This is a genomic window from Streptomyces sp. NPDC051684, from assembly GCF_044453445.1.
Lineage (GTDB): Bacteria > Actinomycetota > Actinomycetes > Streptomycetales > Streptomycetaceae > Streptomyces.
In genome coordinates this window covers 1-12,905 of the sequence record NZ_JBITCS010000010.1, presented here as the reverse complement: position 1 = coordinate 12,905, position 12,905 = coordinate 1, and the positions used below count along the sequence as shown (strand labels likewise).

Here is a 12,905-nt window from a genome sequence, read left to right as displayed (position 1 = left end):
CGTCAATTCCTCATCGCCGTGGGCTCGGCGGAGGGCTGCCGGGGAGCGGTCACCAGGTAGGGGCGCACGCTCTTGACGAGCATGGCCATCTCATAGCCGAGCACGGCCGCGTCCGCGTCGCGCCCGGCGAGGACCGCCAGGCAGGTGCCGGATCCGGCGGTCGACACGAACAGCAGCGCCGAGTCGAGCTCCACCACCACCTGCCGTACGTCGCCGCCGTCGGCGAACCGGATGCCCGCGCTGCGGCCCAGCGAGTAGAGGCCCGAGGCGAGGGCCGCCATGTGGTCGGCGCTGTCGGCGTCGAGCCCGTGCACGGACTTGACGAGCCCGTCGGAGGACAGCAGCACGGCGCTGTTGGTGTGGGGAACGCGCTGGACGAGGCCGCTCATCAGCCAGTCGAGATCGGACACATGACCCGTCGGCACATCGCTCGCCATGGGGGATCGACTCCTTGGTGGACTGCTGGTTGTGGTGCGGGGAGGTGGGGGATCGGCGGGGGCGGGTGCGGTGCGGGCTCTCGGGCGGGTACGCGCGCGTGGTGGCGTGCGCGTACGTGTACGGGGGTGGCGGCGGGGGCGGACGGGTGTGCGGCGTCGTGGTGGTCATGCGGGGGCGCCGCCTTGGTCGTCGGGGCCCGGCTCCCACCGCTGGGTGTCGGGACCTTCCCCGCCGGAGGCACGTGGTTCGGCCGACTCGGCGAGCGTGATGCCGCGCTGGAAGGCGGCCATGAGGCCGGGGTCGTGCACGGACGGGGCCTGCTCCTCGTGGCGCGGCGCGGGGCCGCCGCGCAGTTGCGGGGCGATGTGCTCCTGGGCCCTGCGGCGCGGCAGTTGGGGGCGGCCCATGGTGCCGCGCACGGCGCTCTCGGTCCTGGCGACCGGGGGCTCGGCGTGCGCCGCGGCCTCGCGGGCCTCGGGGCGGATGCCGGGGAGGGCGGCGGCGGGGGTGGGGCGGGAGTCGCCGGCGATGCGCTGCGGGAGGGGGGTGGCGTGCGGTGCGGGACGCGGGGGCGCGGGTGGTGCGCTGTTGGCGAGTGGCCCGCTGTTGGCAAGTGGTGCGCCGTTGACGGGTGATGTGCCGTTCGCAAGCGGCCCCGTGACGGGTGAGTCCGTCGGTGTGCCGGCGGGAGGCGTGCTCATGGGCGTGCCCGCCGGGGGTGTGGCCATCGGTGTGCCCACGGGAGGCGTTCCGGGGTGCGACTGGCGGGGCACCAGGGAGACGGCTCCGTGGACCGGGGCGGGCGAAGGGGGCGCAGGGGCGGGGGCGTTGGCCGGGGCGGGCCGTGTGCCGTTGGTGTCCGGGCCGGGCTGCGGCGGCGGGCCGCCCGCCCGGTGGCCGTTGGCCGACGGCGTCGGGGGCTCGCCGCCGAGCACGCTGTCCGCGGTCGCCGCGGCGGCGGCCTTGCGCACGTGCGGGATGCGGACGCCCGCGCCGTCGGTGTCGCCGTCCCCGCCGAGCAGGTCTTGGGGCAGTACGAGGACCGCCTGCACTCCCCCGTAGATGTTGGTCTGCAGCCGCACCGTGATGCCGTGCCGCCGCGCGAGCTGCGAGACCACGAACAGGCCGATCCGGCCGTCCGCGAGGAGGCTCGCCACGTTGACCTGGTCGGGGTCGGTGAGCAGGGTGTTCATCTTGTTCTGCTCGGTGACCGGCATGCCGAGCCCGCGGTCCTCCACCTCGATGGCGAGCCCGGAGGTCACCTGGTTGGCGCGGAGCAGGACCTGGGTGTGCGGGGCGGAGAACACCGTGGCGTTCTCGACGAGTTCGGCGAGCAGGTGGATGCAGTCGGCGACGGCGTGCCCGCGCAGGGTGCCGTCGATCGGCGGCACGAGCTTGACCCGTGAGTACTGCTCGACCTCGGCGATCGCGGAGCGCATCACCTCGGTCATGGACACGGGGTGGCTCCACTGGCGGCGCGAGACGGCGCCACCGAGCACGGCGAGGTTCTCGGCGTGCCGACGGGTGCGCGTCGCCATGTGGTCGACGTGGAAGAGCCCCTTGAGCAGATCGGGGTCCTCGACCTGGTTCTCCAACTCGTCGAGCAGGCTGATCTCGCGGTGCACGAGCGACTGCAGACGCCGGGCGAGGTTCACGAACACCTCGACCTTCTGCCGGCTGCCCGCCTGGCTGGACAGCTGGGTGGCCTGGACGACGGCGGTCACCGCGATGTCGTGGCCGCGCGCGAGGTCGACGGCAAGCCGGTCGAAGTCGTCACCGCCGGGCGCGCCGACGGCGGGTGCGCGGCGCGGCGGCGGGGCCTCGCCCTTGCGCAACTGCTCGACCAGATCGCGCAGTTCGGACTGCCGGTGCGCGGCGCTCTGGCGCAGCGAGAGCACCCGGTCGCGCACGACGGCCGCGGTGCGCCGCGCGGCGACAGCGGCGATCACGATGCCCGCGACCGTCACCAGGCAGGCTCCGCCGAGCACCGCCCACAGCGTCGCGCTGGGCCGCACTCCCGTGTGCTGGAGGACGAACAGCACGGCCGCGCTCGCGCCGAGGGCCACCGCGAGCGGCGGGAGGATGGCGATGCGCAGGAGTTGGGAACGTATGTGCGTCTCGGTCGGTTGCGGCGCGGCCCGCCCGGCCGGCCTGCCGTGCCGACCGCCTTCGCGGCGGTCTGCGCGGGCGGCCGGCTGGCGGAGCTGGGACATACGGCGACCTCGTCCTCGGTTCTGTGAGTTCAGAGTGGGGGGTGGCTCGGCAGATGGAGAGACAGCAGGCAGCGCGACCGGGCGTCGCACGGCGAGCACACACGGTAGTCGCCAACGGCATATACGCGAGGGGCAGTTGACAAACTCCGGCGGCCGAGGTCCCGCTCTGGTATGAGCCTTCGCACCTACGACCGAATACGCACCCGCGATCCACCCACACACGCGTTCGCCTGGGGATTTCCGGGCGGCGGCCCGTACGGCATGTCAGGCACCCAACCGCTCCGTCAGCCGGACGGTCACGGTGTCGCCCTCCTGCTTGCCGATGGCCTTGCGCACCTCCGCCTTCACCGGCAGTTTGTGCGTGCCGTCGCCCAGGGCCATGAAGGAACTCTGGAACGGATGCCCGTCGATCGTGCCGCGGACCTTCACCAGGCCGCGGGTGCCGAAGAACTCCGCCGACTCGGGCCACACCACATAGGTCCAACCGCCCTTGTTCGGGCTCTTCCGCAGGGTTGCGGTGAATTGCTTGTCCATCACGGGTACCGCCTGTCCGGGAGCAGTTCCGGTGGCCCGATTCCGCTCAAGCCACCGCGTCCTTGCTGGTCACCACGTAGGACGGGGACGGGCGAGAAAACTCATCGCCTCGCGACGACAGGCCCTGGGGCCCTAGCTCTCGTCGGGACGGAAGCGGGCCCTGATGTGCATGCGCTCGCCCTGTGGTCCCAGGATGCTGAGGAACTCCGCGGCGCGCTCGTCGGCGTTGCCGAACCAATGCGGGAGGTGGGTGTCGAACTCGGCCGCCTCGCCCTCCGTGAGGACGATGTCCTGGTCGCCGAGCAGGAGCCGCAGCCGCCCCCTGAGGACGTACAGCCAGTGGTAGCCCTCGTGCGAGCGCGGCTCGGGCTCGCGGCCGTCGGTCAGGCCCGCGGGAAGGATCTGCTTGAACGCCTGGAGGCCGCCGGGCTTGCGGGTCAGCGGCACGATGGTCACGCCGTTGCGCGTGATCGGCTGCGGGTGCACGCGCGGATCGAGGTCGGCCGGGGCGCCGACCAGTTCGTCGATCGACACCTGGTGGGCCCTGGCCAGCGGCAGCAGCAGTTCGAGCCCTGGCTTGCGGTGCCCGGACTCGAGGCGGGACAGGGTGCTGATCGGGATGCCGGTGGTCTCCGACAGGGCCGTCAGGGTGGCGCCCCGGCGCTTGCGCAGCTCGCGCAGCCTCGGTCCGACCGCGGCCAGCACTCCGTCGACGTCGTCGCTCATCGGTCCACCGTGCCCGCCTTTTGCGTTTTCCGCAAAGAAGTTTGCCCGTACGTATGCGTGGGGCGACCTTGGCGTCGACGGGGTCACCGTCGCACCGCCGAAAGACAGGACCGCACGCCATGAACAACGGCATCGCCCAAGACGACAGCCGCCACTCCGACACCGCCCAGGAATGGGACGAGCGGTACAGCAGCCGCGAGCAGCTCTTCAGCGGCAATCCGAACGGTGTGCTCGTCACCGAGATCGACGGGATGCCGCCCGGCCAGGCCCTCGACGTCGGCTGCGGCGAGGGCGGCGACGCGCTCTGGCTGGCCCGGCGCGACTGGCAGGTCACCGGGGTCGACGTCTCGGAGGTCGCCCTGCGCCGCGCCGCCGCGGCCGGTGCCGACGTCGAGGGCCGGGTCTCCTGGGCGCGGGCCGACCTGGCGGAGACCCCGCCGCCGGCGGGTGCCTTCGACCTCGTGAGCGTCCAGTACTTCCCGCTGCTGCGCAGCGCGGGCCCGGCGACGGCGCGCGGGCTCGTCGACGCGGTCGCGCCCGGCGGCACGCTGCTCTTCGTCACGCACGCGCTGGCGGACCTGAAGCAGGACGCCGCGGTGACCGCCGAATTCGACCCCGCCCGCTACTACTGGGCCGACGACATCATCAAGCTCCTCGACGCCGACGGTGCGGGCGCCTGGGAGATCCAGGTCGACGAGACGCGCGGGCGCACCGCCCCGGCCCCGCCCGGCACCCACCACCACCGCGACACGGTCCTGCGGGCGCGGCGCGTGGCGTAACCGGAGAGGGTGAACGGGCGGAAGCCGACAGGGAGCCCGCCGCGTCCGCAACCAGCCACCCGACCACCCAGCTACCCCGCCACCACGATCTCCGTCTCCTCCGCCCCCGCCACAGGCCCGGCCACCGGCCACCCGCCCTGCGGCACCGTCGCGACCGCCCGCCACCACTGCTCCGTGGGCAGTGCCTCGGCGCCGGGCTCGAAGGGCTCGCCGGGGCGCGGCAGCGCAAGGCGCGCGGCGGAGCGGCGGGCCGCGGTGACGGTCCCCTCACCGGGCTCGGTCCAGGCATGCGGCGCCAGGTTGAACGTCCCCCAGTGGATCGGCAGCATCGGCCCGGCCGCGGGCCCGCCCTGCAGGTCGAGGTGGGCGCGCATGCCCTCCTCCGGGGTCATGTGGATGTCGGGCCAGTACTCCGAGTAGGCGCCGATCTGGATCATCGTGACGTCGAACGGCCCGTGCTCGGCGCCGATGTCCTTGAACCCGGAGAAGTATCCGGTGTCACCGCTGTGGAAGACGCTGTGCTCGGGCCCGGCGGCCACCCAGGACGCCCACAGGGTGTGCTGGGCGTTGCGCAGTCCGCGGCCGCAGAAGTGGCGGGCGGGGGTGGCCGTCAGCGTCACCCCGGCGACCTTGGTCGACTCGTGCCAGTCCAGCTCGCGCAGCCGGTCCGCGGGCACACCCCAGTGCTCCAGGTGCGCGCCGACGCCGAGCGGCACCGCGAACACCGTGTCCGTGTCGGCGAGCGCCTTGATGGTGGGCATGTCCAGGTGGTCGTAGTGATCGTGCGAGATCACCACCACGTCGACCGGGCCCAGCGCGGCGAGCGGCAGCGGCACCGGGTGCAGCCGCTTGGGCCCCGCGAAGGGGAACGGAGAGCAGCGCTCGCCCCACACCGGGTCGAACAGCACCCGCACCCCGTCGACCTCGGCGAGGACGCTGGAGTGCCCCATCCATGTGATCCGCAGGCCGCTCACCGGCGGCTTCGCCAGGTCGGCGAGGGTCGTGGCGTGCACGGGCACGGTGCCCGTGGGGGCCCGGCGGGCGCGCTCGTCCTTACGGAAGTAGTTCTTGGCGAACTCGACCATCGAACCGTCGGGCCGGGTGCGCGCGCCCTCCGGGTTCTGGAAGGACCCGTCCGCGAAGTTCGGGGACCGGCGGATGCGGTCCAGTCGCGCCCCTGCGGGCTCGGCGCCAAAGGCATCGGGCTGGAGCGAGCGCAGCCCGGAAGTCAGAGAACGTGACACGGCGCCTCCCATTGATCGATCAGGTTTCCCATTATGTGCGGCACCACTGACAACGCGCTGGGCGTCCCCCGTGTGCCCGATCCCCCGGGCTTGTGACCGACGTCGCTCGGCCACCACCACGCACCCCTCCCGCAAACTGATCCATCATTCAGTACCAGTTCGATTGACAGCGCTCTCGACGACTCCGGATACTGACCGACGATTCAGTAAAGAGACCTGGATCAAGAAAGAGACCTGGATCAAGGAACGCCGGAAGCCGTCTGGAGGCACCGTGTCGGAACTCCCCACCGAACTGGTCCCGCTCACTCCCGAACAACACGCCGTCGTCGAGCTCGCCCGGACCTTCGCGGCCGAGGAGATCCGGCCACGCGCGCGTGCCGTCGACGAGGCCGATGTCGAGACCCCCTGGGACCTGTGGCGCAAGGCGGCCAAGGTCGGCATCACCGGGTTCATGCTCCCCGAGGGGTTCGGCGGAGGCGGCTTCACCGATGTATTCACGCAGGTCCTCGTGCAGGAGGAGCTGTGCGTCGGCGACCTGGGCATCGGCAATCTGCTCTGCTCGAACGGCTTCTTCGCCGACCCCGTGCTCGCCCTCGGCACCGAGGAGCAGCAGCGCACCTGGCTCACCCCGCTCGCGGGCCCCGACACCCCGATGACGTCGCTGGCGACCACCGAACCGGGCGCCGGCTCGGACGCCGCGTCGATCAGCACCACGGCCCGCCGCACCGAGGGCGGCTATCTGCTCAACGGTCAGAAGGCGTGGATCTCGAACGCGGGCGAGGCCGACCGCTACGTGGTGTTCGCCAAGACGGACCCGACCCAGCGCTCGCGCGGCGTCAGCGCCTTCCTGCTGCACAAGGACACCGAAGGCGTCACCTTCGGCGCGCCGATGCGCAAGATGGGCCAACGCGCCATCGTCTGCCGGGAGATCTTCTTCGCCGACGCGTTCGTCCCCGAGGAGAACCGGCTCGGCGACGAAGGCCAGGGCTTCATCGGCCTGATGCGCACCTTCGACATCTCCCGTGCCGTCCTGGGCGCCGCCGCCACCGGTGTCGCCCGCGCCGCCTACGAGTTCGCACGCGACTACGCGCGTACGCGTGAGCAGTTCGGCAAGCCGGTCATCGAGCACCAGGCGGTCGCGTTCCGCCTCGCCGACATGCGCACCCGCATCGAGCAGTCGCGCCTGATGACGTGGCGCGCGGCCCGCCGCCTGGACGCGGGCCTGAGCGCCACCACGGAGGCCGCCATGGCCAAGCTCACTGCCTCGGAGACCGCCGCGTACTGCACGTGGGCCGCCGTGCAGACGCTCGGCGGCTGGGGCTACTCGCGCGAGTTCCCGGTCGAACAGTGGATGCGCGACGCCAAGTTGGAGGAGATCGAAGAGGGCACCTCCGACATCATGCGCCTGATCATTGCGAGGTCACTGTGACGTCCCAGAACCAACCCGCCGCCATTGCCCGTCACAGTCCCACCCCGGCGGCGGACCCCACCCACCTCACCGGCGGCGAAGCCCTGGTCCGCGCCCTGGCCGCCCACGGCGTCACCCGTGCCTTCGGCATCCCGGGCACCCACAACCTGGAGATCTACCGCCACTTGACGGCCTACGGTGTCGCGCACGTCGCGCCGCGCCACGAACAGGGAGCCGGGTACGCGGCGGACGCCTACGCGCGCGTGACGGGCACGCCCGGCGTGGCGATCACGACCACGGGGCCGGCGCTCCTGAACATCGCGGCGGCCGTCGGCCAGGCGTACTCGGACAGCGTGCCGCTGCTGGTGATCTCGCCGGGCATGCCGCTGCGCCATCCGCGCCAGTCGACGGGCCTGCTGCACGAAATGCGCAGCCAGAGCGAGGCGTTGCGCAACGTGGCCGCCTTCAGTCACCGGGTTTCCTCGGTGGCGGAGATCGGGGCGGCGGTGGCACGCGCGTTCACGCTGTTCCGCTCGGAGCGGCCGCGCCCGGCGCACATCGAGATCCCGCTCGACCTTCTGGAGGCGGCGGAGCCGGCGGGCCCGGCCCGCACCGCTCCCCCGGCCGCGCCGCGCGTCCCGGACGCCGTCCGCATCGCACAGGCCGCCACCCTCCTCGCCCACGCGGAGCGCCCGGCCCTCGTCCTCGGCGGCGGCGCCCGCGGCGCGGCCGCCCAGTGCCTCGCCCTGGCCGAGCGGTTGGCGGCGCCCGTTGCCACCACCGCGAACGGCAAGGCGATCCTCGACGAGGAGCACCCGCTCTCCCTCGGCGTCTCCCTGCACAGCCCGGCGGCGCAGGAGTGGCTGACGACCCGTGACGTCGTCCTGGCGGTCGGCACGGAGCTGGCCGAGTCCGACATCTGGACCGCCGAACCGCTGCCGTTCCAGGGCCAGTTGATCCGTGTGGACCTCGACCCGGCGCAGATGTACGCGGGTGTCCCGGCGGACGTCCCGCTGCTCGGCGACGCGGCCGCCACGCTCGACGCGCTCGCCCTCGACGCACTCGCCCTCGACACCGCGGCAGCCACCCCGGACCCCACCCCCGCCCACGCCGAAATCGCCGCCCTGAAGGCGGCCCGCGACGCCGAGTCCCGCCCGCGCGACGCCCACTGGCTGCCCTACTTGGAGGCGATCCGCGACACCCTCGACCCGGACGCCGTCGTCACCTCGGACAGCGCCCAGTGCTGCTACTACGGGGCGTTGCCGCACCTCACCCTGGGCCCGCGCGCCCGCTATCTGCACCCCACCGGCTTCGGCACCCTCGGCTACGCCCTGCCCGCCGCGATCGGCGCGAAAGCCGCCTGCCCGAACCGCCAGGTGGTCGCGCTCAGCGGCGATGGCGGGCTGCAGTTCTCGATCCAGGAGCTGGCCACGGCCGCGGCCCTCCAACAGCCGCTCGCCGTCGTGGTGTTCGACAACTCCGGCTACGGCGAGATCCGCGACGAGATGAAGGCCCGCGGCGACGCGCCGCTCGCGGTCGACCACGCGCGCGTGGACCTGCCCGCCCTCGCCCGCGCCTACGGAGGCCACGGCGCGACCGCCCACTCCCCCGAGGAGCTCGCGAAGCTACTGACCACCGCCCTGACCACGCCCGCCCCCACCCTGATCGTCGTCCCTGAGGAGTCCGCATGAGCACCGCCCCCACGCCCGCCACTACCGCCACGCCCCCGACGGCTCCCGCGGCCCCTCTCACGCAGCTCACCTGGACCGACCACGTCACCGGCCGCCACGGATACCTGGTGATCGACCGCCTGGTGCGCGGTGTCTCCAGCGGCGGCCTGCGCATGCGGGCCGGCTGCACCCTGGAGGAGGTCGCGGGACTCGCGCGCGGCATGTCGATGAAGGAGGCGCTGCACTACAACCCGCAGGGCCGCTACATCCCGCTGGGCGGCGCCAAGGGTGGCGTCGACTGCGACCCGCAGGACCCGGAGGCGTACGGCGTCCTGGTGCGCTACCTGAAGGCGATGCGCCCGTACATCGAGTCCTTCTGGACGACCGGTGAGGACCTCGGGCTCACGCAGGACCTGGTCGACAAGGCGGCGGCCGAGGCGGGCCTCGTGTCCTCGATCCAGGCCGTGTACCCGCTCCTGGACGACGAGGAGACGGCCCGTCAGCGGCTCGCGGACGCCTTCGCGGTGGACGTCGACGGCATCGGCCTGGACGAGCTGGTGGGCGGCTGCGGTGTCGCCGAGGCGGTCCTGGTCGCGCTCGACCGCGCGGGACGCCCCTACGAGGGCACCCGTGTGTCGCTCCAGGGGCTCGGCACCATGGGCGGCGCCACGGCCCGCTTCCTCGCGCGCGCGGGGCTCACCATCGTGGCGGTGGCCGACCTCAAGGGCACCATCGCCAACGACGCCGGTCTCGACGTGGAGGCCCTGCTCGCGGCGCGCGACGCCTACGGCACGGTCGACCGCGAGCGGCTGCGCCCCGGCGACCGTGAACTTCCGGGCGACGCCTGGCTGTCGGCAGACGCGGACGTGCTGGTCCCGGCCGCGGTCTCGTACGCGATCGACGCGACGAACCAGGAGCGGATCACGGCCCGCTGGGTCGTCGAGGCGGCGAACATGCCGGTGCTCGCGGAGGCCGAGGAGCTGCTGACCCGGCGCGGCATCACGGTCCTGCCGGACGTCGTCGTCAACTCCGGGACGAACGCCTGGTGGTGGTGGACCCTGTTCGGCGACATCGGCGCGGACGCGGACGAGGCCTTCGCCTACACGCGGCGCTCCATGCGCTCCCTGATCGACCAGATGCTCGCGCGCGCGGAGGGCGACGGCACGACCCCCAGGGCCGCGGCGCACGCCATCGTCGCCGACCGCCTGCCGATCCTCGCGGAGAGGTTCGGGTGGTACAGGTGACCACCTCAACGAGCCTGGACGCGCTGTACGACCCGGCCTCGGTCGCGGTCGTCGGCGCGTCCGACAACCCGGAGAAGTGGGGCTACTGGCTCGCGGCCGGCGCGCTGACCGGTCGCGACCGCCGCGCGGTCCACCTGGTCAACCAACGCGGCGGCCACTTGCGGGGCGAACCGTTCCGCCCCGCCCTGTCCGCTCTGGAGACGCCGCCCGAGCACGTGGTGGTCGCCGTCCCGCCCCAGCAGGTGCGCCCGGTGGTCCAGGAGGGCCTCGCCACGGGCGCCCGCTGCTTCACGGTGATCACCTCGGGCACCACCGAGGAGCGCTCCCTCGCGGACCTGGTCACCGCGCGCGGCGCCCGCCTGCTGGGCCCCAACTGCATGGGCATCGTCGACACAAGCAGCCAACTCCGGCTCAGCTGGGGCGACTTCCCGACCGGCGGCCTCGGCCTGGTCTCGCAGAGCGGCAACCTGGCCCTGGAGATCGGCCGCCACCTCCAGCGCGCGGGCGCGGGCTTCTCGCGGTTCGTCTCGCTCGGCAACCAGCGCGACATCGACGCCGCCGACGCCCTGGAGTCCCTGATCGCGCACGGGCCCACGAGAGCGATCGCGGCGTACGTGGAGGACTTCCGGGACGGCCGCCGCCTCGCGGAGGTCCTGGCGGCCGCTCACGCGGCGGGAAAGCCGGTCCTGCTCCTGACGGTGGGCCGCAGTGCGGCGTCGGGCCGTGCGGCCGCCTCCCACACCGGCGCCCTGGTCAGCCCGCACGCCACGGTCGCCGCGGTCTGCCGCGACGCAGGCGCCCTGCTGCTGGACTCGGCGGGCGAACTCGTCGACACGGCCCTGCACTTGATGTCCCCCACCCCTTCTCTCGTACGTTCCCGCCCCCGGCCGCCACGCCACGAAACCCCCACCGTCCCCGGCCGCGAACAAGCCGGCGCCGCCACCCCGCCCCGACCGCACCGGATCGCCGTGATCGGGGACAGCGGCGGGCAGGGCGCGCTGGCCGCCGACTCGTTCGCCGCGTGCGGCTTCGACGTGCCCGCGCTCTCCCCGGCCACCGTCGACGCCCTGGGCACGCACCTGCCGCCGGGCGCGGGGCGGGCCAACCCGGTCGACCTGGCCGGGGCGGGCGAGCGGGACCTGGCGACCTACGCGCGCGTGGCGGAGGCCCTGCTGGGCAGCGGCGACGCGGACACGGTCGTGCTCACCGGCTACTTCGGCGACTACGCAAGCGCGAACCCGGCCCAGGAGAAGCGCGAGTGCGAGATCGCGCACGCGCTGGCCGACGCCGCCCACGCCGCGGGGCGGCCTCTTCTCGTGCACACGATGGCTCGTGACACCGCGGCCCTCACGGTCCTCAGGCAGCGCGGCGTCCCGGTGCACGAGCGGGTCGAGCAGGCGGCGACGGCGCTCGCGGGCGCCGTGCGTCTGGCCGCCACCACGCCGTGCCTGCCGCAGGAGCGGACCACGCCCCCGGCGGCGTACGAGGTCGAGGACGGCGGCTACGAGCGGGTGCGGGAGCTGCTGGCGTCCTACGGAGTCGCCTTCCCCACGGCCGAGTTCGTGACGGACGCGGACGCGGCGGTGGAGGCCGCCTACCGCACGGGCTACCCCCTGGTACTCAAGGCGATGGGGCTCGCCCACAAGACCGAGGCCGGCGGTGTGGCGCTGCACCTCGCCGACGAGGCCGCCCTGCGCGCCGCGTTCGCGCGGATGCGGGAGGCCACGGGGGCGGAGCGGTACGCGGTCGAGGCGATGGCGACGCCGCCGTACGCGCGCGAACTCATCATCGGCGTACGCAGGGACGCGGCGTTCGGCCCCGTCGTCATGGTCGGCGCCGGGGGTGTCACCGCCGAACTGCACGCCGACACGGCGCTGGCGCCGGCCCCGCTCACCCCTGCACGCGCGCGTGCCCTGCTGCTCGAACTGCGGCACGCTCCGCTGCTGACGGGGTGGCGCGGGGCACCGGCCGTCCACCTGGAGGCCGCCGCGGCGGCGATCTGCGCGGTGGCGCAGGCCGCGGCGGACCATCCGGAACTGACCGACCTGGAGGTCAATCCGCTGCTGGTGCATCCGGGTGGGGCGATCGCACTGGACGCGCACGGGGTGCCGGCTCGCTGAGGCGGTCGGCGGTCTCCTCGTCGAGCGGCAGGAACGCTTCGAGCCGCAGCTCGGCGAGGGTCACGTCGACCGCCGAGCGTGCTCAGCAGGCGCAGCTCGCCGACGCGGGAGCGCAGCCGCAGCGGGACAGCGAACCCCAGATGGTCCGGGCCGAGCCGCCGCGGCCGGCCCGGCAGCAACGCCTCAAGTTCGGTGAGGAGTTGGGCCGTGCGCCGATGCGGGTTGCGTGCGGCCTCGTCCCGGAGGGCGTCGACGACGTGCCACGCCCACTCGTCCAGGTTCTCGATGCGCGGCGCGAGACCGCGCGGGTGCAGCAGGTTGCGCGCCACGTTCACCGGTGCTTCGAGGAGAGGTGCGTCCACCCCGCCGATCAACGCGTGGAAGGCGCCGTTCGCGGTGACGAGGTCCGCGCCCCGGTCGATGATGACGGCCGGGTAGGGCTTGTCGTTTGGATCAGGCCGGATCAGGGAGCGGGGCCTGGTGCGTGCGATCGCAAGGCGGAGGAGGGAGGCGACGCGGAGCGTCGTCG

The 12,905-nt window shown here is 73.4% G+C and carries 10 protein-coding genes and 1 pseudogene; 5 read left to right on the top strand and 6 right to left on the bottom strand.

The window, feature by feature from the left end:
* Window positions 1–2: 2 nt before the first annotated feature.
* From ACIA8D_RS14260 to ACIA8D_RS14245, 4 genes are all read right to left on the bottom strand, one after another.
* The gene (locus ACIA8D_RS14260; RefSeq protein ID WP_266722430.1) at window positions 3–437 is read right to left on the bottom strand and encodes a roadblock/LC7 domain-containing protein; all 435 of its coding nucleotides are present in this window, start codon (window positions 435–437) and stop codon (window positions 3–5) included.
* Between the two features lie 165 nt (window positions 438–602).
* Window positions 603–2,651, bottom strand: coding sequence for an ATP-binding protein (locus ACIA8D_RS14255; protein WP_399231892.1), 2,049 nt, complete (start codon window positions 2,649–2,651; stop codon window positions 603–605).
* A gap of 264 nt (window positions 2,652–2,915) precedes the next feature.
* Window positions 2,916–3,185, bottom strand: coding sequence for a DUF1905 domain-containing protein (locus ACIA8D_RS14250; RefSeq protein ID WP_399231890.1), 270 nt, complete (start codon window positions 3,183–3,185; stop codon window positions 2,916–2,918).
* Window positions 3,186–3,317: 132 nt separating this feature from the next.
* Complete coding sequence (locus tag ACIA8D_RS14245) at window positions 3,318–3,911, bottom strand: helix-turn-helix domain-containing protein (RefSeq protein WP_399231888.1); 594 nt, start codon at window positions 3,909–3,911, stop codon at window positions 3,318–3,320.
* A 119-nt stretch (window positions 3,912–4,030) separates the two neighbouring features.
* Here ACIA8D_RS14245 and ACIA8D_RS14240 point away from each other — a divergent pair, with 119 nt between their 5' ends.
* Window positions 4,031–4,690, top strand: coding sequence for a class I SAM-dependent methyltransferase (locus ACIA8D_RS14240; RefSeq protein ID WP_399231886.1), 660 nt, complete (start codon window positions 4,031–4,033; stop codon window positions 4,688–4,690).
* Between the two features lie 71 nt (window positions 4,691–4,761).
* On the opposite strand, the gene ACIA8D_RS14235 is transcribed toward ACIA8D_RS14240, so the two are convergent.
* Window positions 4,762–5,946 carry an MBL fold metallo-hydrolase gene (locus ACIA8D_RS14235; RefSeq protein ID WP_399231884.1) on the bottom strand — a complete coding sequence of 395 codons (1,185 nt, stop codon included), beginning with the start codon at window positions 5,944–5,946 and terminating at the stop codon, window positions 4,762–4,764.
* A 259-nt stretch (window positions 5,947–6,205) separates the two neighbouring features.
* Here ACIA8D_RS14235 and ACIA8D_RS14230 point away from each other — a divergent pair, with 259 nt between their 5' ends.
* From ACIA8D_RS14230 to ACIA8D_RS14215, 4 genes are read left to right on the top strand one after another with little or no spacing between them, the layout of a single operon-like run.
* Complete coding sequence (locus ACIA8D_RS14230; protein ID WP_399231882.1) at window positions 6,206–7,363, top strand: acyl-CoA dehydrogenase family protein; 1,158 nt, start codon at window positions 6,206–6,208, stop codon at window positions 7,361–7,363.
* On the top strand, window positions 7,360–9,033 hold the full coding sequence (locus ACIA8D_RS14225) for a 5-guanidino-2-oxopentanoate decarboxylase (protein WP_399231880.1): 1,674 nt from the start codon (window positions 7,360–7,362) through the stop codon (window positions 9,031–9,033). The genes ACIA8D_RS14230 and ACIA8D_RS14225 overlap by 4 nt, the downstream gene beginning before the upstream one ends.
* Window positions 9,030–10,256: a Glu/Leu/Phe/Val dehydrogenase dimerization domain-containing protein gene (locus ACIA8D_RS14220; protein WP_399231878.1), complete on the top strand. Its 1,227-nt coding sequence runs from the start codon at window positions 9,030–9,032 to the stop codon at window positions 10,254–10,256. Before ACIA8D_RS14225 ends, ACIA8D_RS14220 begins: the two co-directional genes overlap by 4 nt.
* The gene (locus ACIA8D_RS14215; protein ID WP_399231877.1) at window positions 10,253–12,376 is read left to right on the top strand and encodes an acetate--CoA ligase family protein; all 2,124 of its coding nucleotides are present in this window, start codon (window positions 10,253–10,255) and stop codon (window positions 12,374–12,376) included. Before ACIA8D_RS14220 ends, ACIA8D_RS14215 begins: the two co-directional genes overlap by 4 nt.
* Window positions 12,377–12,516: 140 nt before the next feature.
* Here ACIA8D_RS14215 and ACIA8D_RS14210 read toward each other — a convergent pair.
* A pseudogene (locus ACIA8D_RS14210) lies at window positions 12,517–12,798 on the bottom strand (transcriptional regulator); the annotation flags it as partial.
* Window positions 12,799–12,905 lie beyond the last annotated feature (107 nt).